The organism is Ensifer sp. Root127 (assembly GCF_001425225.1).
GTDB classification, from domain to species: domain Bacteria; phylum Pseudomonadota; class Alphaproteobacteria; order Rhizobiales; family Rhizobiaceae; genus Ensifer; species Ensifer canadensis.
In genome coordinates, this window is sequence record NZ_LMDX01000023.1 from 654,547 (window position 1) to 681,335 (window position 26,789).

Annotated in this window: 26 protein-coding genes; 21 read left to right on the forward strand and 5 right to left on the reverse strand. The window is 61.3% G+C overall.

What is annotated here, in order from left to right:
* Positions 1-229: 229 nt before the first annotated feature.
* The 5 genes from ASD03_RS25140 to dnaQ are packed head-to-tail and all read left to right on the forward strand — an operon-like array spanning position 230 to position 3,831.
* Positions 230-1,051 (forward strand): pyruvate, water dikinase regulatory protein, encoded by an 822-nt coding sequence (locus ASD03_RS25140; protein WP_025425303.1) that lies wholly within the window; start codon positions 230-232, stop codon positions 1,049-1,051.
* A gap of 31 nt (positions 1,052-1,082) precedes the next feature.
* Positions 1,083-1,682, forward strand: coding sequence for a Maf-like protein (locus tag ASD03_RS25145; protein WP_025425304.1), 600 nt, complete (start codon positions 1,083-1,085; stop codon positions 1,680-1,682).
* Positions 1,675-2,535, forward strand: a complete 861-nt coding sequence (locus tag ASD03_RS25150; RefSeq protein ID WP_025425305.1) for a shikimate dehydrogenase — start codon at positions 1,675-1,677, stop codon at positions 2,533-2,535. Before ASD03_RS25145 ends, ASD03_RS25150 begins: the two co-directional genes overlap by 8 nt.
* On the forward strand, positions 2,532-3,131 hold the full coding sequence (coaE, locus tag ASD03_RS25155; protein ID WP_025425306.1) for a dephospho-CoA kinase: 600 nt from the start codon (positions 2,532-2,534) through the stop codon (positions 3,129-3,131). The genes ASD03_RS25150 and coaE overlap by 4 nt, the downstream gene beginning before the upstream one ends.
* The gene (gene dnaQ / locus ASD03_RS25160; protein ID WP_025425307.1) at positions 3,124-3,831 is read left to right on the forward strand and encodes a DNA polymerase III subunit epsilon; all 708 of its coding nucleotides are present in this window, start codon (positions 3,124-3,126) and stop codon (positions 3,829-3,831) included. The genes coaE and dnaQ overlap by 8 nt, the downstream gene beginning before the upstream one ends.
* A 57-nt stretch (positions 3,832-3,888) precedes the next feature.
* On the opposite strand, the gene secB is transcribed toward dnaQ, so the two are convergent.
* Complete coding sequence (gene secB / locus ASD03_RS25165) at positions 3,889-4,392, reverse strand: protein-export chaperone SecB (RefSeq protein ID WP_025425308.1); 504 nt, start codon at positions 4,390-4,392, stop codon at positions 3,889-3,891.
* Positions 4,393-4,472: 80 nt separating this feature from the next.
* Positions 4,473-4,979 (reverse strand): FxsA family protein, encoded by a 507-nt coding sequence (locus ASD03_RS25170; RefSeq protein WP_025425309.1) that lies wholly within the window; start codon positions 4,977-4,979, stop codon positions 4,473-4,475.
* A gap of 130 nt (positions 4,980-5,109) precedes the next feature.
* Between ASD03_RS25170 and ASD03_RS25175 the strand changes: the two genes are divergently transcribed.
* From ASD03_RS25175 to gyrB, 5 genes are all read left to right on the forward strand, one after another.
* Complete coding sequence (locus ASD03_RS25175; RefSeq protein WP_025425310.1) at positions 5,110-5,814, forward strand: Tim44/TimA family putative adaptor protein; 705 nt, start codon at positions 5,110-5,112, stop codon at positions 5,812-5,814.
* A 15-nt stretch (positions 5,815-5,829) separates the two neighbouring features.
* Positions 5,830-6,936 (forward strand): murein transglycosylase A, encoded by a 1,107-nt coding sequence (locus tag ASD03_RS25180; protein ID WP_025425311.1) that lies wholly within the window; start codon positions 5,830-5,832, stop codon positions 6,934-6,936.
* A complete protein-coding gene (locus tag ASD03_RS25185; RefSeq protein ID WP_025425312.1) occupies positions 6,929-7,498 on the forward strand; it encodes a Smr/MutS family protein in 570 nt (189 codons plus the stop codon). The genes ASD03_RS25180 and ASD03_RS25185 overlap by 8 nt, the downstream gene beginning before the upstream one ends.
* Positions 7,495-7,872 carry a helix-turn-helix transcriptional regulator gene (locus ASD03_RS25190; RefSeq protein ID WP_025425313.1) on the forward strand — a complete coding sequence of 126 codons (378 nt, stop codon included), beginning with the start codon at positions 7,495-7,497 and terminating at the stop codon, positions 7,870-7,872. Before ASD03_RS25185 ends, ASD03_RS25190 begins: the two co-directional genes overlap by 4 nt.
* 135 nt (positions 7,873-8,007) lie before the next feature.
* The gene (gene gyrB, locus ASD03_RS25195; RefSeq protein ID WP_057206475.1) at positions 8,008-10,443 is read left to right on the forward strand and encodes a DNA topoisomerase (ATP-hydrolyzing) subunit B; all 2,436 of its coding nucleotides are present in this window, start codon (positions 8,008-8,010) and stop codon (positions 10,441-10,443) included.
* A 166-nt stretch (positions 10,444-10,609) separates the two neighbouring features.
* Here gyrB and ASD03_RS25200 read toward each other — a convergent pair whose 3' ends face one another.
* Positions 10,610-11,206 carry a nitroreductase family protein gene (locus ASD03_RS25200; RefSeq protein WP_025425315.1) on the reverse strand — a complete coding sequence of 199 codons (597 nt, stop codon included), beginning with the start codon at positions 11,204-11,206 and terminating at the stop codon, positions 10,610-10,612.
* 276 nt (positions 11,207-11,482) lie between these two features.
* On the opposite strand from ASD03_RS25200, the gene gabD reads away from it, so the two are divergent.
* Together gabD and hpaI are read left to right on the forward strand one after the other, a co-directional pair.
* On the forward strand, positions 11,483-12,937 hold the full coding sequence (gene gabD / locus ASD03_RS25205) for an NADP-dependent succinate-semialdehyde dehydrogenase (protein WP_025425316.1): 1,455 nt from the start codon (positions 11,483-11,485) through the stop codon (positions 12,935-12,937).
* A 109-nt stretch (positions 12,938-13,046) separates the two neighbouring features.
* Positions 13,047-13,853, forward strand: a complete 807-nt coding sequence (gene hpaI / locus ASD03_RS25210; RefSeq protein ID WP_025425317.1) for a 4-hydroxy-2-oxoheptanedioate aldolase — start codon at positions 13,047-13,049, stop codon at positions 13,851-13,853.
* Here hpaI and ASD03_RS25215 read toward each other — a convergent pair.
* Both ASD03_RS25215 and ASD03_RS25220 read right to left on the reverse strand, forming a co-directional pair.
* Entirely contained in the window at positions 13,847-14,935 is a 1,089-nt protein-coding gene (locus tag ASD03_RS25215) for a D-mannonate oxidoreductase (RefSeq protein WP_025425318.1), read from the reverse strand. The genes hpaI and ASD03_RS25215 overlap by 7 nt on opposite strands.
* A gap of 20 nt (positions 14,936-14,955) precedes the next feature.
* Positions 14,956-15,834, reverse strand: coding sequence for a GntR family transcriptional regulator (locus ASD03_RS25220; RefSeq protein ID WP_025425319.1), 879 nt, complete (start codon positions 15,832-15,834; stop codon positions 14,956-14,958).
* A 269-nt stretch (positions 15,835-16,103) separates the two neighbouring features.
* Between ASD03_RS25220 and ASD03_RS25225 the strand changes: the two genes are divergently transcribed.
* The 9 genes from ASD03_RS25225 (at position 16,104) to ASD03_RS25265 (ending at position 26,779) form a co-directional block, all read left to right on the forward strand.
* Positions 16,104-17,609 carry an altronate dehydratase family protein gene (locus tag ASD03_RS25225; RefSeq protein WP_025425320.1) on the forward strand — a complete coding sequence of 502 codons (1,506 nt, stop codon included), beginning with the start codon at positions 16,104-16,106 and terminating at the stop codon, positions 17,607-17,609.
* 40 nt (positions 17,610-17,649) lie between these two features.
* Positions 17,650-18,669, forward strand: a complete 1,020-nt coding sequence (locus tag ASD03_RS25230) for an aldo/keto reductase (RefSeq protein ID WP_025425321.1) — start codon at positions 17,650-17,652, stop codon at positions 18,667-18,669.
* A 236-nt stretch (positions 18,670-18,905) separates the two neighbouring features.
* Entirely contained in the window at positions 18,906-19,895 is a 990-nt protein-coding gene (locus ASD03_RS25235; protein WP_025425322.1) for an ABC transporter substrate-binding protein, read from the forward strand.
* A 110-nt stretch (positions 19,896-20,005) separates the two neighbouring features.
* Entirely contained in the window at positions 20,006-21,559 is a 1,554-nt protein-coding gene (locus tag ASD03_RS25240; RefSeq protein ID WP_025425323.1) for a sugar ABC transporter ATP-binding protein, read from the forward strand.
* Positions 21,560-21,598: 39 nt separating this feature from the next.
* Entirely contained in the window at positions 21,599-22,576 is a 978-nt protein-coding gene (locus tag ASD03_RS25245; RefSeq protein ID WP_057206480.1) for an ABC transporter permease, read from the forward strand.
* A 31-nt stretch (positions 22,577-22,607) separates the two neighbouring features.
* On the forward strand, positions 22,608-23,630 hold the full coding sequence (locus ASD03_RS25250; RefSeq protein ID WP_057206483.1) for a zinc-binding alcohol dehydrogenase family protein: 1,023 nt from the start codon (positions 22,608-22,610) through the stop codon (positions 23,628-23,630).
* A 331-nt stretch (positions 23,631-23,961) separates the two neighbouring features.
* Positions 23,962-25,236, forward strand: coding sequence for a polyhydroxyalkanoate depolymerase (gene phaZ, locus ASD03_RS25255; protein ID WP_057217166.1), 1,275 nt, complete (start codon positions 23,962-23,964; stop codon positions 25,234-25,236).
* A 148-nt stretch (positions 25,237-25,384) separates the two neighbouring features.
* Positions 25,385-25,813, forward strand: a complete 429-nt coding sequence (locus ASD03_RS25260; RefSeq protein ID WP_025425327.1) for a DUF2852 domain-containing protein — start codon at positions 25,385-25,387, stop codon at positions 25,811-25,813.
* A 210-nt stretch (positions 25,814-26,023) separates the two neighbouring features.
* Positions 26,024-26,779, forward strand: coding sequence for a SprT family zinc-dependent metalloprotease (locus ASD03_RS25265; protein WP_025425328.1), 756 nt, complete (start codon positions 26,024-26,026; stop codon positions 26,777-26,779).
* The last annotated feature ends 10 nt before the right edge of the window (positions 26,780-26,789 follow it).

The window sequence follows — 26,789 nt, forward strand, 5'->3', positions numbered from 1 at the left end:
CGATTTGAATCAGAGGATTGCCGTCTTTGAGAGAAAGCGATTTGCTGTGGACAATGAGTCGAAACGCGTGACACTTTGTCATTGCTGTGAGTCTTGTCCACATCCCCCGCGAAGCTTTCTTCGGCGTCGCACCAATTGTGAATAAGTCGGCAGTTTTCCCCTTGCCTCGGCCGTCGCGGCGCCGGTAGCCTCTTTTATCCCGGTTTATCAACAGCACCCGGAGAATTGCGTGGAGAACAAGAAAAACTACTTCCACCTGCATCTGATCTCCGATTCGACGGGGGAGACCTTGATCGCTGCGGGGCGGGCGGCAGCGGCGCAATTCCAGGCGTCGCATGCGCTCGAGCATGTCTATCCGCTGATCAGGAATCGCCGGCAGTTGCTGCAGGTTCTCGATGCGATCGATGGCGCCCCCGGCATCGTGCTTTATACGATCGTCGATCGCGAGCTGGCTGATATCATTGATCAGCGCTGTCGCGAGATGGGCGTGCCGTGCGTCTCCGTGCTCGATCCGATCATCGAACTGTTTCAGTCCTATCTCGGCTCACCGTCGCGACGCCGTTCCGGCGCGCAGCACGTGATGGATGCCGATTACTTCGCGCGGATCGATGCGTTGAATTTCACCATGGACCATGATGATGGTCAGCTGCCGGCCGATTTCGATGATGCCGATGTGGTGTTAATCGGCATCAGCCGAACATCGAAGACGCCGACATCCATCTACCTCGCCAACCGCGGCATAAAGACGGCCAATATTCCGATCGTCCCGGGCGTGCCGCTTCCCGATCGGCTGATGGCGGCAACCAAGCCACTGGTCGTCGGCCTGATTGCGACCGCCGACCGCATTTCCCAAGTTCGTCAGCATCGGGTGCTTGGCACCACGCAAGGCTTTCACGGCGATCAATATACCGATAGGGCAGCGATCGCCGAGGAGCTGAAATATGCCCGCGCGCTTTGCGCGCGCAACAACTGGCCGCTCATCGACGTCACCCGCCGCTCGATCGAGGAAACCGCCGCCGCAATTGTTGCCCTGCGTCCGCGGCTGCGATAGAGCGAATCCGAACAATTCGGGAACTTCGATGATGACACCTTCACTCGTTCTGGCTTCAGCAAGCCCGTTCCGTCGCGCGCTTCTGGAAAATGCCGGCTTGGTGTTTACCGCACGCGCCGCCGAGATCGACGAGCGGGCGCTTGAAAAACCACTTGAGGAAGAAGGTGCAGTTCCTGAAGATGTCGCGATGAGGCTGGCCGAAGCCAAGGCGAGGGATGTCGCCCGGCATTTTCCCGAGGCATTGGTGATCGGTTCCGACCAGACCATGTCGCTCGGCCAGCGTGTCTATCACAAACCGAAGGACATGGTCGAAGCCGGACAGCATCTGTTGTCGCTCTCCGGCAAGACCCATCGCCTGAACAGCGCGATTGTCCTCTTGCGCGGCGATGAGATCCTTTGGCGCCATGTCTCGTCCGCAAATATGTCAGTGCGCACACTGACGCCGGAATTCGTCGATCGCCATCTGCAGCGTGTCGGCAGCAAGGCCCTGTCCAGTGTCGGCGCCTACCAGCTGGAGGGTGAGGGCATCCAGCTGTTCGACAAGATCGATGGTGACTATTTCACCATCCTCGGTCTTCCGATGCTGCCGCTGCTCGCAAAACTTCGGGAATTGGGAACGATCGATGCGTGATTCACGTGAAACATTTGTTAACCACGCCTTCGTCACCGGTTATCCGATCAAGCATTCCAGGTCGCCATTGATCCACGGCTATTGGCTGAAACAGCTCGGGATAGACGGCAGCTACCGCGCGCACGAGGTGAAGCCGGCCGATTTCTCGGCCTTCATCGCAGAGCTGAAGCAAGGCACATCAGGTTTTTGCGGCGGCAACGTCACCATCCCGCACAAGGAAGTCGCCCATCGGTTGGCAGATCGCCCTGACGATCTCTGTCTGGAACTCGGCGCCGCCAATACGCTTTGGCTCGAGGCCGGCGAAGTCCATGCCACCAACACCGATGGCCAAGGGTTCGTTGCCAATCTTGACGAACGGGCGGCCGGCTGGGACCAATGTTCGACCGCGGTTGTGCTCGGTGCCGGTGGCGCCAGCCGCGCCGTCATCCAGGCCGTGCGCGACCGGGGCATTAGCACCATCCATGTCGTCAATCGCACGGTGGCGAGGGCTCAGGAGTTGTCCGACCGTTTCGGGTCGGCCGTGCATGCGCATCCGATGGAGGCATTGAACGAGGTGATGACCGGCGCTGGCCTCTTCATCAACACCACGTCTCTCGGCATGGATGGACAGGATGCACCGCAGATCGATTTCACCGTCATGGCCAGGGGTGCGGTGGTCACCGATATCGTCTATGTCCCGTTGAAGACGCCTTTGCTTCGCCAGGCGGAGGAGCAGGGCTACGCCATCGTCGATGGACTTGGCATGCTGCTGCACCAGGCTGCGCCTGGTTTCGAGCTCTGGTTCGGCCGCCGGCCCGTGGTCGACGCTAACCTCCGGCAACTCGTCATCGATGATATGGGGACGCACGCATGATGATTGTCGGATTGACCGGATCGATGGCAATGGGCAAGTCGACAACGGCGCAGATGTTCCGCGAGTTCGGGGTGCCGGTCAACGACGCCGATGAAGTGGTGCACGCGCTTTATCGCGGCGAAGCCGTCGCACTGGTCGAAGCCGCCTTTCCGGGAACAGTCAGGGACGGGGCGATCGATCGCGCCGAACTGTCCCGCCAGTTGTTGGCAACACCGGAAAGGCTACGCGAACTCGAAAACATCGTGCATCCGCTCGTTCGCCAGAAAGAACGCGAGTTCCTCGACAGGAATGCTGCGGCTGAGGTGCCCTTCGTCGTGCTCGATATTCCGTTGTTGTTCGAGACGGGCGCCGAGGCGCGGGTCGATAAAGTGGTCGTGGTTAGCTGCGCGCCCGAGATTCAAAGAGAGCGAGCGATGAAACGCCCCGGCATGACTGAAGAGAAATTTGCTATGATCCTGGCGCGTCAGGTGCCGGACAGTCAGAAGCGTGAACGCGCCGACTATATCATCGATACCAGCGACAGCTTCGACAACACACGCCAACAGGTGAGGGCGATCGTCGATGACCTCACCACGAATGGAGCGCCCGATGCGTGAGATCATTTTCGATACGGAAACGACCGGCCTCGACAATCGCGAGGACAGGGTGATCGAAATCGGTGGCGTCGAGTTGGAAAACCAGTTTCCGACCGGCCGTACGCTGCATATCTTCGTCAATCCCGGCAATCGCAAGGTTCATCCGGATGCGCTTGCCATTCACGGCATCACCGATGATTTCCTGAAGGACAAGCCGCCTTTTGCCGATGTTGCCCAGCAGATCCTCGACTTCTTCGGCGATGCCCGCTGGGTGGCGCACAATGCCACCTTCGACATGGGCTTCATTAATGCCGAATTCGGTCGCATCGGGTTGCCGGTCATTGCCGGCGAACGGGTGACGGATACGCTAGCGCTTGCTCGCCGGAAGCACCCGATGGGCCCGAACTCGCTCGATGCGCTTTGCCGTCGTTACGGCATCGACAATTCTCATCGCGCCAAGCACGGCGCCCTTCTCGACTCCGAGCTTCTTGCAGAAGTCTATATCGAGATGCTCGGCGGTCGTCAGGCCGCCTTGGGTCTGGTGTCGAGCAACAAGGTCGCGGGACAAACCGTCGCACACGACGATGCGCCGATCGTCATTGCGCAGCGCCCAAGGCCTTTGCCGAACCGATTGTCCGAAGCGGATGAGGAGGCTCATGCCGCGCTGGTTGCGAAGCTGGGGCCCAAGGCAATCTGGGCCAAATACGATCTGCAGGAATGAAAAAAGCCCGGCTCGACCGGGCTTTTTACTAATAATTGCGATCCAGACCGAACAAGATCAGTTGGCGGTCTCGTTGGTGTTCGACACCTGAGAACGGACCTTTTCTTCGGCCATGCGCTGGGCGAACATCTGAGCGAAATCGATCGGGTCGATCATCAGCGGCGGGAAGCCGCCGTTGCGGGTCGCGTCGGCAACGATCTGGCGCGCGAACGGGAACAGCAGGCGCGGGCATTCGATGAACAGCAGCGGCAGCATGTGTTCCTGCGGGAAGCCGGCAACACGGAAAACGCCGCCGTAGGAAAGTTCGACGTTGAACAGAACGCGCTCACCGTCCTTGGCTTCCGCGTTCAGCGAGAGAACGACATCGAAATCGTTCTCGGCAAGCGGATTGGCGTTGACGTTGACGTTGATGTTGATCGACGGCGCATTGTCACGGGCCTGCAGCGAACGCGGTGCGCCCGGGTTCTCGAACGAGAGATCCTTGACATACTGGGCGAGGATGTTGAGCGACGGGCTCTGCTGCGCGCTGCCGTTGCCGTTGGATGCGGTATCAGTCGTCATAAGGGTTTCCTCGACTTCAATTCGGTGAGGCCATCTAGCATTTCGTCATAGGGCTTACAACCCTGCGCCACAGGCCTTTGCTATTGCCGCCGGCGCTCTTCGGACGGGTTTGGTTCGTCATCATCGGTCCTTGAGAACTCGCCTTCGCCAAGGTCGATGACGCGCGGTTGGGCGCGCTCTTCCGGTGAATGGCTCGGTCCGCGCCAGGACTGGCTCGAGGCAGCGGTTACAATCGTCATTTTTGACCTCAGATAGCCGGCCACGGCCTGCCGGACAGGCGGCACAAATAAAAACAGACCGAAGATGTCGCTGATGAAGCCGGGCACGATCAACAACAGGGCTGCGACGAACATCAAGGCACCGCCGAGGACCTCGCGGCCGGGATCGCTGCCAGTGCGCGTTGCTTCCTGCATGCGCCTGATCATGGCGAAACCCTGGAAGCGAAGGAGGACGACCCCGGCGATTGCGCTCGACAGAACGAGCAGCAGCGTCATCGCCAGGCCGATTTCGCGGCCGACGATGACGAAGCCGGCAATCTCGGCAAGGGGCAGTCCAAGAACGACCAGGGGAATTAACATTGAGCGCATTAGCGGTGCCTGAAAGGGTCTTCGCATCGTCACCTCCGATCTAAGGGTGCGACAACGCTGTTTGAATGATCTATCCTTGCGGACTATATGGAATAGCTACGAGAAATTCTAACAGCGGTTTCAGGTGGAAATGGGCTCTTTCGACTTCATCACGTTTTTTTTCTTGATCGCCGCAGTGGTCATTTTCCTGCAGTTGCGCAGCGTTCTCGGTCGCCGGACCGGCAGCGAGCGGCCACCGTTTGATCCCTATTCTCCGAGAGACATGAGTCAGGGGCCTGAAAAGGCCGACAATGGCAAGGTCGTCCAGCTGCCGCGCCGCGACAATGTCGAGGACGATTCGGCCCGCTATGCCGCGATTGACGCCTTTGCCAAGGCGGGGACGCCGCTCAACGATCAGCTCCGTTCGTTGACCGACGCCGACACCGGCTTCGACCCGAAGGAGTTCGTCAACGGGGCGAAGATGGCCTACGAGATGATCGTTATGGCTTTTGCCGACGGCGACCGAAAGACGCTGAAGAACCTGTTGTCGCGCGAGGTCTATGAAGGCTTCGACGCCGCGATTGCCGAGCGCGAGCGCAAGGGCGAGGTGGTGAAATCTACCTTCGTCGGCATCGAGAAGGCCGACATCATCCACGCCGAGGTCAAGGACAGCGAAGAAAACATCACGGTCCGGATCGTCAGCCAGTTGATCTCGGCGACCTACGACAAGCAGGGCGCCATCATCGATGGAGACGCGGAGTCGGTGGCCGAAGTCAACGATCTCTGGACTTTCTCGCGCGACATTCGTTCACGTGATCCGAATTGGAAGCTGATCGCTACCGAATCCGAAAACTGATCGGAAGGGGCGACCATGACGCTTCGACTTGAGCCTGTCACCTTCTCCGATCTACCGGGGTGGCAGGACGACGATCCAACGGCGGTGATCGACGCGCTGCGCCGCTGTCACCACCATGTCTCGACGGCAAAGCCTTACCGCACCGGTTCGCTGGGCATTTCTGTCGATGATTTGGTGCCCGCGTTTTCGGCTGCAAGCGCAGATGTTGCCGACGCGGCTGCAGCCCGCGCATTCTTCGAGCAACAGTTCGTCGCCTTCAGGATCAGGCCGGAAAACGCCAAGACCGGTTTCGTGACGGCGTTCTACGAGCCCGAGATCGACGTGCGAGCGACACCCGACGAAGTCTTCCGCTATCCGATCTATCGGCGCCCAATCGATCTCGTCGACGTCGACGACACCAACCGGCCGGCCGATATGGATCCCTATTTCGCCTTCGGCCGGCTGCATGACGGCGTGGTTGGCGAATATCCCGACCGTCGCGCGATCGATGAGGGCTTTCTGGCGGGGCGCGGTCTGGAGATTGCCTATGCCAGATCCAAGGTCGATGTGTTCTTCGTCCACGTCCAGGGTGCTGCCCGGCTCGTCTATCCCGACGGTTCGCGCCGGCGCATCACCTATGCCGCCAAGACCGGTCATTATTTTTCCCCGATCGGAAAGCTGCTGATCGATCGCGGCGAGATCGATGCCGCCACCGTGTCGATGATGAGCATCCGGGGTTGGCTCGCCGCCAATCCGGATAAGATCGACGAGGTACTTTGGCACAATCGTTCCTTCATCTTTTTCCGCGAGGCGGACGTCGAAGACGAGCGGCTGGGGCCGGTCGCTGCCGCCAAGGTTTCGCTGGAGCCGGGACGATCGCTTGCCGTCGATCGGCTGATCCATACCTTCGGCGTGCCGTTTTTCATCTCAAGCGACAGCCTGACGCGTCTCGATGCCGGGCGGCCGTTTCGGCGGCTGATGCTGGCGCTTGACACCGGATCGGCGATCGTCGGCCCGGCCCGCGGCGACATCTTCACCGGATCCGGTGACAGGGCGGGCGAGCTTGCGGGTGCGGTTCGCAACGAAGCCGATTTCTACATCTTCATCCCTCGTGCGGCCGCGGCAAGATACGGCAATGGCTAGGGGCAAGAAGCTTTCGGCCGAAGAGCGGATCCTCTGGGGAAAGGTGGCACGCACGACCAGGCCCATGCCTGGCCGTCTCGACGATCTCCGGGAATTCCTCGGCGAGGATGTTCCGGCCGAGCCCAAGGACGAGCCGCAGAAGACGCAGGCCACGGCCTCGCCGAGTGGTGCCGACGACCAGCAGGGAATTGCCCTCAGCAAGACCGCGAACGGCAGACACCACTATCCGCTTGAAAAGCCGGTCAAGCGCAAGCTGTCGAAGGGGCACCTCGCGCTTGAAGCGCGGATCGATCTCCACGGCATGATCCAGAGCGAGGCCCATGGCTTCCTCCTGCATTTTCTTTTGAGAGCGCATGAGCGCGGGCTGCGCCACGTTCTTGTCATCACCGGCAAGGGAACGTCGATCGGCAGCGACGGCGCCTTGAAGCGTGCCGTGCCGCTCTGGTTCTCGCTGCCGGAGTTCCGGCCATTGATCTCGAGCTACGAGCCCGCGGCCCGCAATCATGGCGGCGATGGTGCGCTGTATGTCCGCCTGGCGCGCAGCAAGGGAAGCACGACGTGACCCCCTTTGGCGTGGCGGTGCGCGCGTTGCGGCGCAAGAAGGGGGTGTCGCAGAAGCAGATGGCCGCGGCGATCGGCGTCTCTGCCGCCTATCTCTCAGCGCTCGAACATGGAAAGCGCGGCGCGCCGAGCTTCGATTTTCTGCAAAGGGTCGCCGGCTATTTCAATGTCATCTGGGACGATGCCGAGGAATTGTTCCAGATCGCCCAGGTCTCCGCGCCGAAAGTGGTGCTGGATACGTCCGGGCTGGCGCCGGAATACACGGCCTTCGCCAACCGCTTGAGAGGGCAAATCCGCTATTTGTCCATCGACACGATCCGCGCCCTGGAAGATGTTTTGGAAAAAGCCACATTTCCTGCTAATGACAGGGGATGAACAGCTGTTTTCCGGCCGCTGCGCGCGGTCCGGGATTTGGAACCGTGGACAAATTTTCTATAGTCCGCGAGGCGTCCGAGACGTGATTCGCAACGAATCACCCCGTCCGAAGAACCTGGAAAGACCCGAAGCCGAATGACCGATATTCCTGAAACCGATACCGGCGCCGCCGCCGAATATGGTGCCGACTCCATCAAGGTGTTGAAGGGCCTGGATGCCGTACGCAAGCGGCCGGGCATGTATATCGGCGACACCGACGACGGCTCCGGTCTGCATCACATGGTGTACGAGGTGGTCGACAACGCCATCGACGAGGCTCTCGCAGGCCACGCCGATATCGTCACGGTGACGCTCAATGCCGACGGCTCGGTGACGGTAACCGACAACGGCCGCGGCATCCCGACCGACATCCACAAGGAAGAGGGCGTCTCGGCGGCCGAGGTCATCATGACGCAACTCCACGCCGGCGGTAAGTTCGACCAGAATTCCTACAAGGTTTCCGGCGGTCTGCACGGCGTTGGCGTTTCGGTGGTCAACGCGCTGTCCGTCATGCTGCGGTTGAAGATCCGCCGTGCGGGCAAGATCCATGAGATGAGCTTCACCCACGGCGTGGCTGACAGCCCGCTGAAGGTGATCGGCGACGCCGGCACCGATACCGGCACCGAAGTGACGTTCCTGCCGAGCACAGACACCTTTACCAAGACGGACTTCGACTACGGCACGCTCGAGCATCGCCTGCGCGAACTCGCCTTCCTGAATTCCGGCGTGCGCATCGTCCTGACCGACAAGCGCCATTCGGACGTGCGCCAGGACGAGATGATGTATGACGGCGGCCTTGAAGCCTTCGTTGCCTATCTCGACCGGGCCAAGAAGCCGCTCGTGCAGAAGCCGGTTTCGATCCGCGGCGAAAAGGACGGTATCACCGTCGAAGTCGCGATGTGGTGGAACGACAGCTACCACGAGAACGTGCTCTGCTTCACCAACAACATTCCGCAACGCGACGGCGGCACGCACATGGCCGGTTTCCGCGGTGCGCTGACCCGGCAGATCACCTCCTATGGCGAAAGCTCTGGTATCACCAAGAAGGAAAAGGTCACGCTGACCGGCGACGACTGCCGCGAAGGCCTGACCGCCGTTCTCTCGGTCAAGGTGCCGGATCCGAAGTTCTCATCGCAGACCAAGGACAAGCTGGTTTCCTCGGAAGTTCGTCCGGTGGTCGAAAGCCTCGTCAACGAAGCCTTGAGCACCTGGCTGGAGGAGCATCCCTCCGACGCCAAGATCCTTGTCGGCAAGGTCGTCGAAGCGGCCGCCGCACGCGAGGCGGCGCGCAAGGCACGCGAACTGACGCGCCGCAAGGGCGCGCTCGACATCTCCTCGCTGCCGGGCAAGTTGGCGGACTGCTCCGAACGCGATCCGGCAAAATCCGAAGTCTTCCTGGTGGAGGGTGATTCGGCAGGCGGTTCGGCCAAGCAGGGACGCTCGCGCGAAAACCAGGCGATCCTGCCGCTGCGTGGCAAGATCCTGAACGTCGAACGCGCGCGTTTCGACAAGATGCTTTCGAGCCAGGAAATCGGCACGCTGATCACCGCGCTCGGCACATCGATCGGTAAAGACGAGTTCAACGCCGACAAGCTGCGCTACCACAAGATCATCATCATGACGGACGCCGACGTCGACGGCGCCCACATCCGCACCCTGCTGCTCACCTTCTTCTTCCGGCAGATGCCGGAGCTGATCGAGCGCGGCCACCTCTATATTGCCCAGCCACCGCTTTATAAGGTGACGCGCGGCAAGTCCGCCCAGTACCTGAAAAACGAGCAGGCGCTGGAAGATTACCTGATCTCGATGGGCCTCGAGGAAGCTACGCTGGAGCTTGCTTCCGGTGAGGTTCGCGCCGGTCAGGACCTGCGCGAAGTCATCAACGATGCGTTGCGCGTGCGTAACCTGATGGATGGTCTTCACTCGCGCTACAATCGTTCGATTGTCGAACAGGCAGCCATTGCCGGCGCCTTGAATGTCGAACTCAACGGCCAGCGCGAACAATACGAGCAGGTCGCGATCGAAGTGGCGCGCAGGCTTGATGTGATCGCCGAAGAGACTGAACGCGGCTGGACCGGAGCGGTCACCGCCGAAGGCGGTCTCAAGCTTGAACGCATGGTTCGTGGCGTCAAGGAAGTCGCCATCCTCGATATGGCGCTGATCGGCTCGTCCGACGCCCGCCACATCGACCAGCTGACATCGAAGCTCAAGGAGATCTATTCCGCGCCTCCGGTGCTTCGCCGCCGCGATGGTGGGCAAGATATCAGCGGCCCACGCGCGCTTCTGGATGCAATCTTCGCAGCAGGCCGCAAGGGTCTGTCGATGCAGCGTTACAAGGGTCTTGGCGAGATGAATGCCGAGCAGCTCTGGGAGACGACGCTCGATCCGAACGTGCGTTCGCTGCTGCAGGTTCGGGTGAACGACGCGACGGACGCGGATGGCCTGTTCTCGCGCCTGATGGGCGACGAGGTCGAGCCGCGCCGCGACTTCATCCAGGAAAACGCGCTGAGCGTCGCCAACCTCGATATCTGATCGCAATACGATCAGCCGCACTTCTAATGATCCCGGTGCCGCAAGGCACCGGGATCTTTTTTGTCTGGAGTGTCTCCGGCTTAAACTGAGACGCAGAAACGCTCTATCTCTTTGTTTTTGCGCACTTCCTGGCGGAAGACCGTTCCGCACCTTTCTTGGAAAGGCTCTATTCCCCCTTGAACCGGCCTTCGAAGGCCAGTTCGGCAAGCGGCTTGCGTTGGCTCGGCTTTTCCCGCTCACGCAGATCGTCCGGAAGCGTCGAGGGGTCGGCAAGCCGGCCGATTGCTACCGCCGCCTCGACCCGGTAGTGCGCGGGCACGCCAAGGCTCGTCATCGCCTTGTCGCGATCAATGCCCGCCATTGCATGCGCGTGCCAGCCGGCAGCGGTTGTCTGGAGCGCAAGGCTGAACCAGGCGGCGCCGGTGTCGAAGGCATGGGTGTAGGCGGCCCGCATCTCGCCGGTGGCTGCCTGCGTGTGCGTCTTGGAGATAACGATCACCAGGGCTGCGGCATGCTTCGCCCAGCGCTGATTGCTCTCGTTGAGAATATCCAGCAGGCGCGCGAAATGCTCGGTGCCGCGGCGGGCATAGACGAACCGCCAGGGTTGGCTGTTGCTCGCCGAGGGTGCCCAGCGGGCGGCTTCGAGCAGTGAGAGCAGTTCTTCTTCGCTGATCTCCTCCTGGGTGAACGCACGTGGCGACCAGCGTTTCAGGAACATGGTGTCGATCGGGTGGTCGGCGGTTCTGTGATTGCTTTCCGTCATGAACATACCTCTTTTATCGTATCGGGAATCCCGTGGGAGGAGCGCGCCGCCGTCGATGACGATTGCCGTCGTTAGCGAGACGTAGGGCGAGATTCGCTGCGGACGCTACATGGGATCGAGGAGCGATGAAACCGGCTTTGCGCGCGGATCGTCGGTCCTTTTGTCGGCCCGATCCGGTGCTAAAACGGAATATGCAGAAACGGCGTTTCGGGTGATTGTCGAGATCGATAAAAAAGTTGTATAAGTTCTGTAGATTTTTCTGAGAGAGGACGCGCGATGACTTTTAAGGACCCGTCACTGTTTCGCCAGGCTGCCTTGATTGGCGGCGAATGGATCGAAGCGGATGCCGCCAATGCGATCGATGTGGTGAACCCGGCAACGGGCGAACTCGTCGGCCGCGTACCGAAGCTTGGAGGCAAGGAAACCAAGGCGGCAATCGAAGCGGCGCGTCTGGCGCAGAAGGGTTGGGCTGCCCGCACCGCCAAGGATCGCGCCGGTGTGCTTCGCCGCTGGTTTGAGCTGATGATCGAGAACAAGGACGATCTCGGCCGCATCCTCACGCTCGAACAGGGCAAGCCGCTGGCAGAGGCGACCGGCGAAATCGTCTATGGCGCCAGCTTCGTCGAATGGTTTGCCGAAGAGGGCCGTCGCATCTACGGCGACCTGATCCCAGGCCATCAGCCGGACAAGCGCATCATGGTGATGAAGCAGCCGATCGGCGTCGTCGCTGCGATCACGCCCTGGAACTTCCCCAACGCGATGATCACCCGCAAGGCCGGCCCGGCCTTTGCCGCCGGTTGCGCCATGGTGTTGAAGCCGGCGTCGCAGACGCCGTTCTCGGCCCTTGCCATCGCCGTTCTTGCCGAGCGCGCCGGCCTGCCCAAGGGGCTCTTCAGCGTCGTGACCGGCTCGGCCCGCGAAATCGGTGCCGAAATGACCGCCAATCCGGTGGTGCGCAAGCTGACCTTTACCGGCTCGACCGAGGTCGGCGCCGAGCTCTATCGCCAGAGCGCCGGCACGATCAAGAAGCTCGGGCTGGAACTCGGCGGCAATGCGCCGTTCATCGTCTTCGACGACGCCGATCTCGATGCGGCCGTGGAAGGCGCATTGATCGCCAAGTTCCGCAACAACGGCCAGACCTGCGTCTGCGCTAACCGTATCTACGTGCAGGACAAGGTCTATGATGCCTTCTCCGACAAGCTGGCGGCGGCCGTTGCCAAGCTCAAGATCGGCAATGGTCTCGACCAGGGCGTCATCCTCGGCCCGCTGATCGACAAGGCGGCACTGGAGAAGGTGGAAGAGCATATCGCCGATGCCACCGCCAAGGGCGCGCGCGTCATCCAGGGCGGCAAGCGCCATGCGCTCGGCGGCACCTTCTTCGAAGCAACGGTTCTGGCCGATGTCACCCAGGCGATGGCAGTCGCCCGCGAGGAAACCTTCGGCCCGGTCGCGCCGCTGTTCCGCTTCAAGGATGAGGCCGATGTCGTCGAACAGGCCAATGACACCGAGTTCGGGCTGGCCTCCTATTTCTATGCCAAGGATCTGGCGCGGGTGTTCCGCGTGGCCGAGGCGCTGGAATACGGCATGGTCGGCGTCAACACCGGGCTGATCTCCACGGCGGAAGCACCGTTCGGCGGCGTCAAGCTCTCGGGCCTCGGCCGCGAAGGTTCGAAGTACGGGATCGAGGAGTTTACCGAGATCAAATATGTCTGCCTCGGCGGCATCGCCTGACGCATTTGCAGTCCGATACAATCTGATCGCGAAACCGGCCGGAAAGCTCTGGCCGGTTTTTTCGTTTGCCGGTACAGAAGTTGACGTCGTGAAAAGAGGAGATGACGCGATGCCGGCACCAACCAACCCCTTCAAGGCCGCCCTTCGCGAGCAGCGCTTTCAACTCGGGCTTTGGGTCGCGCTGGCGAGCCCCTATGCGGCCGAAGTCGTCTCCAACAGCGGTTATGACTGGCTGTTGATCGACGGCGAGCATGCGCCCAACGACCTGCCGCTGTTGTCGGCGCAGTTCCGGGCAGTGACGGCATCCGCCAGCCACCCGATCGTTCGCCTTCCTGTCGGCGATACCGCGCTGATCAAGCAGATCCTCGATGTCGGCGTCCAGACGCTGCTGATCCCGATGGTCGAAAGCGCCGAGCAGGCCAGGGAACTTGTTCGAGCAACCCGCTATCCGCCGCATGGCATTCGCGGTGTCGGCGCGGCACTGGCGCGTGCATCGCAATTCGGCCGGATAGCCGACTATCTCCACACCGCAAATGACCAGATCTGCCTTCTCTTGCAGATCGAGAGCCGCGCCGGCCTGGCGGCGATCGATGAGATTGCCGCTCTTGAAGGCGTCGACGGCCTGTTCATCGGACCGTCGGATCTCGCCGCGGATATGGGCTATCTCGGCAGCCCAGGACACCCGGATGTACGGGCGGCGATTGTCGATGCCTTCGCGCGCATCGACAAGGCCGGAAAAGCGCGCGGAATCATGACGCTCGATCTCGCGCAGGCACGCGAGTATCGCGATCTCGGGGCCGATTTCATGGCGATCGGCACCGATGTCACATCCCTGGTTCGGGCGACACAGGCGCTGCGCCAGGAATTTACCGACGAGCAGGGGCATAAACCCGACAAGCTGGAATCCGGCTACTGATCGCAGATCGCGCTGAGCATCGGCATGGCAACTTCAGGGCTCCAGCGCCGGAGCTCGGCAATCCGTCGCACGATCTTTTCAGTGTGATGGTTGGCGATATCGCCCATGCGATGGTCAAGGAACGGATTTCGGAAGCGGTCGAGCGTCGTTGCGACATAGGCACTCGCCTGTCGCCCGAGGCCCTTGGCGGCAAAGGCAGGAACGACTTCTTGTGCGTAGATATCCTCGAGCCGCCTGGCGACGTCCGCATCGGCAAGGATCTGCCGGACTGTTTCGTCGGGATCGCGGCCCTGCCTCAGCCAGATATCCGCGAGCACCGTGTGGCCGAGGTTGAGGATATGAAGCTTCAATTTTTCGTAGTGCGTCAGGTCGTCGACCAGTATCACGCATTCGTGCGCGCAAGGCGCTCTCAACCCCCGCTGTTTCTCGATCGCCCATAAAGCGTAGGGTTCGGCCACGGCGCCGGCGGGCTCGATCGGTTCCGAGACGATCCGGTCCACCAGCGTGTTGGCCCAGATTATCGCGTTCGCCAGCCAGAACACGAATTGCGGGTCGCCGAGGCGCTCGCGCGCGAGCTCCAGCACGATGGCTTTCAGCACGTCGCCATTGCGCGACACCAGTTCGCACGGAAGGATGGTCAGCGGTTTGCCGCCGGCATCGAAGCGGGCTTTCAAAAGCAGGAGAAGTTTGCCGGGAAAAGACAGCGGCACGTATGTCGACAGGTCGTCGCCGGAAACGTCGTAGCCGGTATCACCGGTGTTCGAGATCAGGAATTCGGCCTCGTCCGCCACGATATGGCAAACAGCATCCCAGTTGTCGTTTGTTGACACGGCCCGGACGACGCTCTTGACCCGCTCGATCTTGTCCACCGGCTTGCCGTCGGCAAGGCCACGGATCATCACGGGATAACCATCGGGTTGCGTCAGTGCCACCAGGCGTCCCGACCGTTCCGCTGAGCCGGTCGTCTGTACCACCGTGATCCGCCCCGGTGCTTCCTGCCTTTCCAGCGCCTCGCTGATGAAGAGATCGGCATGCGCCTGAAGAAAGCGGCTCGTTCCAAACTGCACAAATGGGGTCTTCATGCCGGTGCTCCGGTAGCTGGCTATGGAATGGATTGCAGCAGGGTCTCGCGTGCCGAGCGCAGGTGTCGCCGGCAGGCTTCCTCGGCACGTTTTGGATCGTGAGACCTGAGCGCTTCGATGTAAGCAAGGTGCTCTTCAAGCGCGCGCGCATTTCGCTGCCGCGCGTTGGTCTTGTTCCATTGGTAGTGATAGTGGAACACGATCGAGATGATGTCGTAGAAATCGACGATGAAACGATTGCTCGACGACTTGTGCACCAGGAGGTGGAAGCGCTCGTCGAGTTCGGAGAATTCCTTGTAGCGGTTGTCGATGTCGGCCAGGATTTCGTGGTGCAGCGCCTCGATCCTGTTCAGCTCCTGCCAGGCCGGATGGCTGTCCGGCAGCGCAACGAAACTTGCAGCCGAGCGAAGCTCGAACATCTCGCGGACCTCGGTCAGTTCCAGCGCAAACTCGCGGGTGAAACCTTTGAGGATCCAGTGGCTGTTCGGTCGCTTCTCGATCAGCCCGAACCGGCTGAAGCGGATCAGGAACTCCCGCACGCTCGTGGTACCGGCGCCGATCTCGCGTGCCAGCTCCAGTTCGTTGATCTGCATGCCAGGCTCGGCGCCGCCGGCCAGAATCCGGCGCATGAAGCTGCGCTCGATGATCTCGGCCAGCGAATCCGTTTCCTCCGTCGGGAAATAGTCGTCCGGTTGCGGCTGGCGCAGCACGATCTTCTTGCGCTTGTCCCAGGTGATCAGCTTCGCCTCTTCGAAGCGGCGGAGAATGGCACGCACCGTCGTCCGGCTCACGCCGAGCACCTGACCGAGTTCCGGCTCGGAGGGCAGGGAAGATGTCTCCGCCAGCACTTTCAGGCAGCGGTTATAGGCATCCTTGAAGACGGTGTTCTGTTTTGCCATTGCCAGGATCCGGACGGTTGGGGTTGCGCGAGCGATGAGCCGCTGATCGGAAGATCAGCTTTCGTCGGCCGCCGATCTAACCTGCCGGCGCGCGCTTGTCTTTGGCTCTCGCACCAAAATCATGACGTTTCTCCCCTGTTGCTGCTGTGCCTGCGGGCGGGCGGCGCTGTCTCGTTTCATAATACCCATTGACGGCGATCTGTCTATTGTGGATAAAAGACAAATAGACCCTTCTCAAAATCGCAGCAGTTTTCACGGAGAAATTCAGAGTGTCTGTGCCGTCTTCAATCCTTCTGGCTCCTGAGGACAATGTGGCCGTGGCGACGTTGGCAATCGCTGCCGGCGAGGCCCTGCCGGGCGGAGTTCGCACCGCCACGAAGATCGATCTGGGGCACAAGGTCGCCATACGGCGGATTCGTGCGGGCGACCCCGTGGTCAAATATGCCCAGGCGATCGGACGCGCGACCAGCGATATAGAAGCCGGCGAGCATGTCCATTCCCACAACCTCTCCTTCGATCAGGATCGCTTGGCCATCAGTCCACAAGGCGCGCCGGAAGAGGCGAGCGCCGCCGACAGGGCGCGCACCTTCATGGGCTATCGGCGCAAAGACGGACGGGCGGCGACGCGCAACTATATCGGCATCATTGCCAGCGTGAACTGTTCCACCACCGTCTGCCGGGCAATCGCCGAGGAGGCCAACAGACGCATCTTGCCGAAATATGATGGCATCGACGGATTCGTGCCGATCGTGCATGACCAGGGTTGCGGCATGTCTTCGACCGGCGACGGCATGATGAACCTGCACAGGACCTTGGCGGGCTACGCGCGCCACGCCAATTTCGGCGGGGTGCTGATGGTCGGGCTCGGCTGCGAGGTCAACCAGTTGACGCTTTACGGGCAGAGCGGAGCCGGGCAGGAAAAGCGCCACTTCAACATCCAGGAGGCCGGCGGATCCCGACGCTCGGTCGAGCGTGCACTCGGCATCCTCGATGAAATTGCCCAGGAAGTCGGCAGGCAACGTCGCGTCGCCATTCCGGTCAGCGAAATCATCGTCGGTCTGCAATGCGGCGGCTCGGACGGGCTGTCTGGCATCACCGCTAACCCGGCGCTGGGAGCGGCGGTGGATATCCTGGCGGCTGCCGGTGGTACCGCCATCCTTTCCGAAACGTCAGAAATCTACGGCGCCGAACATCTGTTGCGCAGCCGTGCCGCCAGCGCGGCGGTCGCCGCAAAGCTCGACGGGCTGATTGTCTGGTGGGAAAACTACGTCGCGCTGCATGGTGCATCGCTCGACAACAATCCTTCGCCGGGCAACAAACGCGGTGGCCTCACAACCATTCTGGAGAAGTCGCTGGGTGCGGTCGCCAAGGGCGGGCGCTCACCGCTCAATGCGGTTTACGGCTATGCCGAACGCGTCACTGAACACGGGCTCGTCTTCATGGATACGCCCGGCTACGATCCGGTGTCGGCGACCGGCCAGGTGGCCGGCGGAGCCAATGTCATCGCCTTTACCACCGGCCGCGGCAGTTGTTTCGGCTGTCGGCCGGCACCGTCGATCAAGCTGACCAGCAACACCGCGCTGTTCCGCGCGATGGAAGAAGACATGGACATCGATTGCGGCGTGATCGCATCCGGCGAGGCGACGATCGCCGACCTCGGTCGCGAGATCTTCGATCTCATCATCGATACCGCTTCGGGAAAGAAGACCAAGAGCGAACTCTTCGGCTACGGCGACAACGAATTCGTGCCCTGGCATCTCGGGGCAACACTCTGATGATGTGAGCTTGCGCATCCTAGGAGGGAGGAGACAGGGAATGCAGACGAGAAAGATCGGTCGAACCGACCTGCCGGTGACCGAATACAGCTTCGGCGCCGCCGGACTTGGGGGGCTCTACCGCGAATGCACGCGCGAAGCGGCGATCGAAACGCTGGACGCCGCTTGGGGCTCTGGTTTGCGCTATTTCGACGTCGCACCCTATTACGGGCTCGGTCTTGCAGAGCGGCGGGTCGGCGATTTCCTGCGCGACAAGCCGCGCGGTGACTATGTGCTGTCCACCAAGGTCGGACGGCTGCTGCATCCCGTGCCTGAAGGCGCCGTGCCGGACTATTCCTACGTCAAGGCGCTGAACTTCGACGTGCGTTACGACTACAGCTACGATGCCATCATGCGTTCGGTGGAATTCAGCTATGCGCGCCTCGGCCTCAATCGCATCGATATCCTCTATGTCCATGATATCGGCGTCTACACGCACGGTGTCGCCCGCAACGCCGTCTATCTCAGGCAATTGCTGGATTCCGGCCTTAAGGCGCTGGAGGAACTAAAGGCTGGTGGCGTGATCGCGGCCTATGGGCTTGGCGTCAACGAGGTTCCGGTTTGCCTGGAGGTGATGCGCCGTGCCGACATCGACTGCATCCTGCTTGCGGGGCGCTATACGCTGCTTGATCGTTCCGCAGTCGCCGAACTCCTGCCGCTCTGCGAGACAAAGAAGACGTCGCTGATCGTCGGCGGTGTGTTCAACTCGGGCATCCTGGCGACTGGCCCGGTCGATGGCGCGCATTTCGACTATATGCGAGCAAATGCCGAGGTGCGCGAAAAGGTCGGCGCGATGGAACGCATTGCCCGGGAGCGTGGTGTGCCGTTGGCCGCTGCCGCCATGCAGTTCCCGCTCGACAATCCGGTGGTTGCCTCGGTCCTGCTTGGGACAGCGAAACCGGAAAGCTTGAGGCGCAACATCGATGCGCTGCGGCATCGTATGTCAAAGGACGATTTCTCGGCTTTCGAGCCCTACACGCTTGTGGCGCCGGAGCTTGGATTGGAGGCAGTCCGGGCCTGATGCTTGAGGGTGCCGAGCCCGCGGGTCCTTGCAGGCACAACCCGAATTTCACATAACGAAACGTAATCTGGGAGGAGACAGTGCAGTCACGTAAATCGCAGCAACGACTGCTTGCAAAGCGGACAGCGTTGTATTAGCGTTTCAATATGTTTTTTATCGATAAAAGATCGATATGCAAGCACCTGGCGAATCGATCTCCATAAGGTGGAACGAGGTGCACTGAGAGGAGAACCCCAATGAGCATAGCCAAGCACATTCTTTCCCGCCGTGCCTTCACTGCCCTGGCCGGCGCGACGATGATCGCCGCGATGGCACCCGTCGCGTCCTTCGCGCAGGATGTCACGATCCCGATCATCGTCAAGGATACCACGTCCTTCTACTGGCAGATCGTGCTGGCCGGTGCGCGCGCGGCCGGCAAGGATCTCGGCGTCAACGTTCCCGAGCTCGGCGCCCAGTCCGAATCCGATATCAACGGTCAGATCAGCATCCTCGAAAACGCCGTTGCCGGTTCTCCGGCTGCCGTGGTGATCTCACCAACCGAGTTCAAGGCGCTGGGCAAGCCGATCGACGAAGCTGCCAAGGCGGTTCCGATCATCGGCATCGACTCCGGCGCCGATTCCAAGGCGTTCTCCTCGTTCCTGACGACCGACAACGTTCAGGGTGGCAGGATCGCGGCCGATGGTCTGGCTGCAGCGATCAAGGAAATGTCGGGCAAGGAAGAAGGCGATATCGCCATCATCACCAGCCTGCCGGGCGTCGGTTCGCTCGATCAGCGCCGCGAAGGCTTCCTCGACCAGATCAAGACGAAATATCCGGGCTTCAAGGTCGTGGCCGACAAATATGCCGATGGCCAGGCAACCACCGGTCTCAACATGATGACCGACCTGATCACCGCCAACCCGAATCTCGTCGGCGTCTTTGCCTCCAACCTGATCATGGCACAGGGTGTCGGCCAGGCGATTGCCGAAAACAAGCTCGGCGACAAGATCAAGGTGATCGGCTTCGATAGCGACGAGAAGACTGTCGGCTTCCTCAAGGAAGGCGTGCTGGCCGGCCTGGTCGTTCAGGATCCCTACCGCATGGGTTATGATGGCGTGAAGACGGCGCTTGCGGTCTCGAAGAAGGAGAAGGTCGAAGCCAATGTCGATACCGGCGCCAATCTGGTGACCAAGGCCAACATGGCTGAACCGAAGATCGACGCACTGCTGAACCCGAAGGTCAATTGACGGCAATCGGCGGCAGGCGCGAGCATTGCCTGCCGCCGAGAATACGGTTGCCAGCGGCCGGATACGAGGACCGGCCGCTGGCAGTCTGTGCGATTGGGAGGAGTGCGCAGATGCCAGGTCTCGATGAGGTCAGCGATAACAAGAGCGACGGTTTGAGGACGGCTGCCCGCCACCCAGTGCCGAGGGGCGAACCGATCCTGGAAATGCGCGCGCTTCAGAAGAAATATGGCGCCGTCGAAGCGTTGAAGCCCGCTTCCATCACCTTTCTATCAGGAGAAGTTCACGCCATCGTTGGTGAAAACGGTGCCGGAAAATCGACACTGATCAAGCTTTTGACCGGCGTCATCCGGCGCACGTCTGGCGAAGTCTATTGGTGCGGCAAGCCGGTCCAGCTCGACAATCCTCAAGAAGCGATTGCGCGCGGAATCAACGCCGTGCATCAGGAGGTGGTGCTATGCCCGCACTTGAGCGTCGCCGCCAACATGTTCCTCGGCGACGAGATCAACAGCGCCGGCCTGATGCGCAAGCGCGCCATGACCGAGGCGGCCCAGAGCGTCCTTGACGATCTCGGTTTCAACCTGCCGGCCGCGGCGGCGCTCGGCAGCCTGACGATCGGCCAGCAGCAGTTGGTCGCGACCGCTCGCGCCGCCATGCGCGGCACCCAGTTTCTGATCTTCGACGAGCCGACCGCCTATCTGACCCGTCAGGAATCCGCGCAACTGTTCCGACTCATTCGCCGGCTACAGGGCGAAGGTGTGACGATCGTCTATATCAGCCACCGCATGGAGGAAGTCTTCGAGCTGGCCGATCGTGTGTCGGTGCTGCGCGACGGCACCCACGTCGGCACGCGAAAGATCGGCGAGACCAACGACGCCGAACTGATCACCCTGATGATCAATCGCACCATCGAGCAGATCTACCACAAGGAACACTTTCCGGCCGGCGAAGTGATCGTCGAGACCCGGGGCTTGAGCGGCCCCGGTTTCGCGGATGTGTCGCTGACCGTTCGCGCCGGCGAGATCGTCGGCCTCTACGGTCTGATCGGTGCCGGACGCAGCGAGTTTGCGCTCGGCCTCTATGGTCGCCATGCATCGACTGCGGGCGAGGTCTACTGGCAGGGGCGCAAGGTCAATATCGCCAACGAGCGGATCGCGATAGACCTCGGCATTGCGTTGGCACCGGAAAGCCGGCGCGATCAGGGCCTCTGCCTCAATCTGCCGATCGGCCTCAACATCAACCTGCCGATCTTCAGTCGGCTGACGCGCGGGCTGACGATCAACCGTCAGAAGGAAATCGAGAATGCGGATCGGCAGATCAGGGATTTGAAGATCAAGACGCCATCGCGCCGCGTGCTTGTCTCGGCGATGTCCGGCGGCAACCAGCAGAAGATCGTCATCGGCAAGTGGCTGAGCCACGGCGCCAAGCTTTTCATCTTCGATGAGCCGACGGTCGGCGTCGACGTCGGCACCAAGGCGGAAATCTACCGGTTGTTCGCCCGGCTTCTGGAAAACGGAGCGGGGATCATCCTGATCTCCTCCTACCTGCCTGAAGTCTACGAACTGTCCGATCGCCTGCACGTGTTTCGCCGGGGACGGCTGGTCGCCAGCCACGACTATCACGCGGCAAGCCACGAGGAAGTGCTGACACAGGCGATCGGTGTCTGATCGCGACAATGACAATCAAGAAGAAGCAGGAGGACGACGATGAGTGCTGATACGGTCGACAGCGGAGCCGGCCCCGCGCCGCGGAAAGGCGTGAGCATCCTGTTCGGGCTCACGCTTCTCGGGCTCCTGCTTTTCCTCTGGCTGCTCTTGGGGCTTGCCACCAACAGTTTCTGGACGCCGAACAACATCAGCAACCTGTTGCGCCAGGGCGCCATGACGGCGATCCTTGCGGTCGGCCAGACCTTCGTCATCATCACTGCGGGCATCGATCTTTCCGTGGGTGCCGTTGTCGGCTTCACCAGCGTGATCGTCGCCTGGCTGCTTGCCGCCGGCGTGCCGCTCTGGATTGCGATCATCCTGACGCTCGCCTTCGGCGTGCTGATCGGCGCCTTCCACGCCTTCGGTATTGTCCGCATGGGTCTGCCGCCGTTCATCATCACGCTTGCAACCCTGACCTCGCTGCGCGGCATCGGACTGTTGATCACCAATGGCTCGACGATCTCGATCACCAACGAGGCCTTCACCAATTTCTCCCGCGCCAACTTCCTCGGGGTACCCAGCCTGTTCTGGATGGTGATCGTGGTGGCGATCCCGGCCTATGTCTTCCTGCACTTGAGCCGCTTTGGCCGCTATCTCTTCGCCGTCGGCTCCAACAGTGAGGCGGCCCGCCTTTCCGGCGTCAACGTGCATCGCACGATCTATCTTGCCTATATCCTGTCCTCGACCTGCGCGGCCTTTGTCGGCCTGCTGCTCGCCTCCCGCATCGGCATCGGCAACGCCACGCAAGCCGAAGGCTGGGAGCTGCAGGCGATCGCCTCGTCGGTCATCGGCGGCACCAGCCTCTTCGGCGCGGTCGGCTCCGTGCACGGCCCGCTGCTTGGCGCCTTCATTCTCGCCACGATCAACAATGGCGCCAACCTGCTCAACGTCAATTCGTTCTGGCAGCGCATTATCACCGGCGTGCTCATCATCGTGATCGTCTATTTTGATCAGCTCAGGCGGCGCGGCGCGCGCTAGGCGCCGGCCCTGACAACATGCGGAAAATGACATGAAAGCCGTCCTCTGCCCGGAACCCGGCCGCCTGGAGATTGTTGAACGCGCGCCCGCGCCCGCCCCATCGGCCGGGTGGGTGCGGGTTGCCGTCAGCCATGTCGGCATCTGCGGCACCGACTACCACATCTTCGCCGGCAAGCACCCGTTCCTGGAATATCCGCGAGTGATGGGGCATGAGATCTCCGCGACGGTAATTGCCAACGGACCGGCGACGACGATCGCGCCGGGAACGCCTGTGGTGGTCAACCCCTACCTTTCCTGCGGCGACTGTGTCGCCTGCCGCCGGGGGAAGCCGAACTGCTGCACGGCGATCAAGGTGCTCGGCGTCCATACCGACGGAGCCTTCTGCGAGGAAATCCTCGTTCCCGAGGGCAATCTTTATCCGGCGATCGATCTGTCGCCAGAGGCGGCAGCGACGGTGGAATTCCTCGCTATCGGCGCCCATGCCGTGCGCCGGGCTGCGGCCCCTGCCGGCGTTCGTGCTCTGGTGATTGGCGCCGGGCCGATCGGGCTTGGAACCGCCATCTTCTCGCGCATCGCCGGCCATGCGGTGACGCTGATGGATACCAGCATCGAACGGCTGGCGTTTGCGACCGACCGGCTCGGTTTCGGTTCCGGCATCGTTGCCGACGAAGCGTGCGTTCGGCGCGTCGCCGAGGCGACCGGGGGCGATGGTTTCGATGTCGTCTTCGATGCCACCGGCCATGGCGGTTCGATGGAGGCTTCCTTCGGCCATGTGGCTCATGGGGGAACACTGGTGTTCGTCAGCGTCGTCAAGGACAGCATCCGTTTCTCCGATCCGGAATTTCACAAGCGGGAAATGACGTTGATCGGCAGCCGTAACGCCACGCGCAAGGATTTCGACCATGTCGTAAATTCGATACGCGAGGGGCTGGTGCCGGTGGAGCGGTTGATCACCCACCGAACGACGATGGACGCGGTGGTCCACGATCTGCCGCGCTGGGCGCATGAGAAGTCGGGCCTGGTCAAGGCGATCGTCCGGATAGCGGCGGCGTGACGACCCGTTCTGCTGCGATGCGAGAAAGCGGATCGGCGGCCAGATATCGAAAGCCGGCCGGAGAAAGTAAGACGCCTTCGCCGAAATCCGCGATTTTTGACGAAAACGCGACTTTTCGGCCAGCTCCGAGCAAGTCCGTTTGTTAATTGTCAGTAATCCGGGCGCATTCTCGCAGAAGTCGCTTGTCTAGAACCGAAACGGGTATACTTGTTGCAGTGCACAAGAAACATGGTAGTCTGGCAGGGATTGCGGACACCAAGACAAACAATCGCAAGCTTGCGTCCGACTGGGAGCGGCGTTGTCGTTGATTGAACCAAGGGGTACGCTTCCTATGTTCTACCAGCTCTATGAATTGAATCATGCCATGATGGCGCCGTGGCGAACGGCGGCGGATGCCATGCGGCTTGCTTTCAGCAATCCGATGAACCCGATCTCGCACACCTATTTCGGCCGCGCGACGGCGGCTGGCCTCGAGGTCTTCGAGCGGTCGACGCGCCGCTACGGCAAGCCGGAATTCGGCCTTCCCGAAACGCTGATCGACGGCGAGCCCGTTGGCGTTCACGAGCGCATCGTCTGGCGCGAGCCGTTCTGCAATCTGATCCATTTCGAGCGCGCGCTTCCCAAGGGGCGGGCTGCCGATCCGAAGGTGCTGATCGTCGCGCCGATGTCGGGCCATTATGCCACGCTCTTGCGTGGAACCGTTGAGGCCCTGCTTCCCCATTCCGACATCTACATCACCGACTGGATAGACGCGCGCATGGTTCCCTTGAGCGAGGGCACCTTCGATCTCGACGACTACATCGACTACGTCATCCAGATGCTGCACTTCCTCGGACCCGACACCCATGTCATCGGCGTCTGTCAGCCCGCCGTTCCGGTGCTTGCCGCCGTCGCCCTGATGGAAGCGGCTGATGATCCGCTGTCGCCGGCGTCGATGACGCTGATGGGTGGGCCGATCGATACGCGCATCAACCCGACAGCCGTCAATCTGCTGGCCAAGGAACGGCCGATCGAGTGGTTCCGCGACAACGTGATCATGCCGGTGCCGTGGCCGCAGCCGGGCTTCATGCGCATGGTCTATCCCGGCTTCCTGCAACTCTCCGGCTTCATGTCGATGAACCTCGACCGGCATCTGATCGCCCATAAGGAATTCTTCGCCCACCTGGTGAAGAACGACGGCGATGCGGCCGAGAAGCACCGGGATTTCTACGATGAATATCTTGCGGTGATGGATCTGACGGCAGAGTTTTACCTGCAGACCGTTCAGGTCGTCTTCATGCAGCATGCCTTGCCCACGGGCGAGATGATGCATCGCGGTCGCCGGGTTGATACCACGGCGATCAAGAAGGTGGCCCTGCTGACGGTCGAAGGTGAGAATGACGACATTTCCGGTCTCGGCCAGACGAAGGCGGCGCAGACGATCTGCACCAACATCCCCGAGCACATGCGGATGCACTACATGCAGCCGGACGTCGGCCACTACGGCGTCTTCAACGGTTCGCGTTTCCGTCGCGAGATCGCGCCGCGCATCGTCGCCTTCCAGCGCGAGCACGCACGCCACGCAAAGCCGGTAAAGCAGCTGATCAAGGGCGGCAAAACCGCCTGATCCCCGTAAAATGCGGGCTTTTGCCCGCTTAGAGTCAAGGGTTTGTCCGATTCCGGGGAAGGGCGTCTTGTAGTCGAAAGCCCGCCTTCCCACATCGTTTTCACCGGGCCGCAATGGGTGGCCCGGGTGATTGCGAGGAATCCTGAAGATGAACCAATCTGCATTGATCCGTCCGGATTGGACGCCCGCGACCATTGCATTGATGGTGCTCGGTTTCGTGGTCTTCTGGCCTCTCGGCCTGGCCATGCTCGCCTACATCCTCTTCGGCGAGAAACTGAAAACGTTCAAGAAGGACGCCAACAGCACGGTCGATGGCATGTGCTCCGCCTTCAAGCGCGGCAATCGCGCCAACTGGACGCAGCATCATCGCACCGGCAACGTCGCCTTCGATGACTGGCGCCAAGCCGAGCTTACCCGCCTCGATGAAGAGCGTCGCAAGCTCGATGAAATGCGCGAGGAATTCGATTCCTACGTGCGCGAGCTTCGCCGCGCCAAGGACCAGGAAGAGTTCGACCGCTTCATGCGCGAACGCCGCAACGGCGGTTCCGGACCGGTAGCCCCGTTCGAGGCAAACTGAGTGACGAAAAAGACATCCGGTGTTTCACATGAAACGCCGGATGTCGCGATCAGCCATGCGGGCCACGTGTCTCTCTCGATGAGAAAACGGGCCGATCCTTATCGATCATCAGGCGCTTCGACCATCAGGCACTGGCAATTCCCTGGATCGTTGATGCCTTAGGGAATTATGCATTAGCCGAAAAGACCGCGAATCGGATAGAAAGCCGTCATGTTCCCTTCTTTCACGCGGCGGCGCATTCCCCCGGCTCCTGTCGACACGACCCGAGAAATCGAAGTCGCGGGCAAGATGCTTCCGCTAACCATCCGCCAGAATTCGCGCGCCACACGAATGACGCTGCGCATCGAGCCCGGCGGTCGGGCGCTGAAGCTGACGGTTCCGCAAGGGCTGGCCGATCGGGAGGTAAACGCCTTCCTCAACCGCCATCAGGGCTGGTTGATGACAAAGCTGGCGCGGTTTTCCGGCGAAAGCCAACTGGAAGAGGGCGGCTCGATCCTGATCCGCGGTATCGCGCATCGGATCGAAAGGTCAGGAAAAATCAGAGGTTTGACCGAGGCAATCATCGTCGGCGAAGACGCGATATTGCGTGTCAGCGGCGGCGAGGAACATCTGCGCCGCCGCATCGTCGACTTTCTCAAGAAGGAAGCGCGGCACGATCTCGATCGCCTGGTCGCGGTCTATGCCGGCCGGATCGGCCGGCGGCCCAAATCGCTGAGCCTGAAGGACACGCGCAGCCGCTGGGGCTCCTGTTCGGCCGATGGCGCCCTGAGCTTCTCATGGCGCATCGTCATGGCGCCGCCGAAGGTCATCGCCTATCTCGCAGCACACGAAGTCGCGCATCTCCAGGAGATGAACCACGGCCCTCAATTCTGGGCGCTGTGCGAAAAGCTTTGCCCCGACACCAACGATGCCAAGCGCTGGCTAAGGCGCAACGGCACGATGCTGCACGCCATCGACTTCGACTGATTTGCTTTGG

Bases quoted from the DNA above. Each gene is read 5' to 3' on its own strand.
- ASD03_RS25170 (WP_025425309.1), bottom strand. From the start codon at position 4,979: ATGCGCTCAATGTTAATTCCCCTGGTCGTTCTTGGACTGCCCCTTGCC.
- dnaQ (WP_025425307.1), top strand. From the start codon at position 3,124: ATGCGTGAGATCATTTTCGATACGGAAACGACCGGCCTCGACAATCGC.
- secB (WP_025425308.1), bottom strand. From the start codon at position 4,392: ATGACGACTGATACCGCATCCAACGGCAACGGCAGCGCGCAGCAGAGC.
- ASD03_RS25200 (WP_025425315.1), bottom strand. From the start codon at position 11,206: ATGACGGAAAGCAATCACAGAACCGCCGACCACCCGATCGACACCATG.
- ASD03_RS25245 (WP_057206480.1), top strand. From the start codon at position 21,599: ATGAGTGCTGATACGGTCGACAGCGGAGCCGGCCCCGCGCCGCGGAAA.
- ASD03_RS25250 (WP_057206483.1), top strand. From the start codon at position 22,608: ATGAAAGCCGTCCTCTGCCCGGAACCCGGCCGCCTGGAGATTGTTGAA.
- ASD03_RS25235 (WP_025425322.1), top strand. From the start codon at position 18,906: ATGAGCATAGCCAAGCACATTCTTTCCCGCCGTGCCTTCACTGCCCTG.
- gyrB (WP_057206475.1), top strand. From the start codon at position 8,008: ATGACCGATATTCCTGAAACCGATACCGGCGCCGCCGCCGAATATGGT.
- hpaI (WP_025425317.1), top strand. From the start codon at position 13,047: ATGCCGGCACCAACCAACCCCTTCAAGGCCGCCCTTCGCGAGCAGCGC.
- ASD03_RS25260 (WP_025425327.1), top strand. From the start codon at position 25,385: ATGAACCAATCTGCATTGATCCGTCCGGATTGGACGCCCGCGACCATT.
- ASD03_RS25230 (WP_025425321.1), top strand. From the start codon at position 17,650: ATGCAGACGAGAAAGATCGGTCGAACCGACCTGCCGGTGACCGAATAC.
- ASD03_RS25215 (WP_025425318.1), bottom strand. From the start codon at position 14,935: ATGAAGACCCCATTTGTGCAGTTTGGAACGAGCCGCTTTCTTCAGGCG.
- gabD (WP_025425316.1), top strand. From the start codon at position 11,483: ATGACTTTTAAGGACCCGTCACTGTTTCGCCAGGCTGCCTTGATTGGC.
- coaE (WP_025425306.1), top strand. From the start codon at position 2,532: ATGATGATTGTCGGATTGACCGGATCGATGGCAATGGGCAAGTCGACA.
- ASD03_RS25240 (WP_025425323.1), top strand. From the start codon at position 20,006: ATGCCAGGTCTCGATGAGGTCAGCGATAACAAGAGCGACGGTTTGAGG.
- phaZ (WP_057217166.1), top strand. From the start codon at position 23,962: ATGTTCTACCAGCTCTATGAATTGAATCATGCCATGATGGCGCCGTGG.
- ASD03_RS25145 (WP_025425304.1), top strand. From the start codon at position 1,083: ATGACACCTTCACTCGTTCTGGCTTCAGCAAGCCCGTTCCGTCGCGCG.
- ASD03_RS25180 (WP_025425311.1), top strand. From the start codon at position 5,830: ATGACGCTTCGACTTGAGCCTGTCACCTTCTCCGATCTACCGGGGTGG.
- ASD03_RS25185 (WP_025425312.1), top strand. From the start codon at position 6,929: ATGGCTAGGGGCAAGAAGCTTTCGGCCGAAGAGCGGATCCTCTGGGGA.
- ASD03_RS25175 (WP_025425310.1), top strand. From the start codon at position 5,110: ATGGGCTCTTTCGACTTCATCACGTTTTTTTTCTTGATCGCCGCAGTG.
- ASD03_RS25265 (WP_025425328.1), top strand. From the start codon at position 26,024: ATGTTCCCTTCTTTCACGCGGCGGCGCATTCCCCCGGCTCCTGTCGAC.
- ASD03_RS25220 (WP_025425319.1), bottom strand. From the start codon at position 15,834: ATGGCAAAACAGAACACCGTCTTCAAGGATGCCTATAACCGCTGCCTG.
- ASD03_RS25150 (WP_025425305.1), top strand. From the start codon at position 1,675: ATGCGTGATTCACGTGAAACATTTGTTAACCACGCCTTCGTCACCGGT.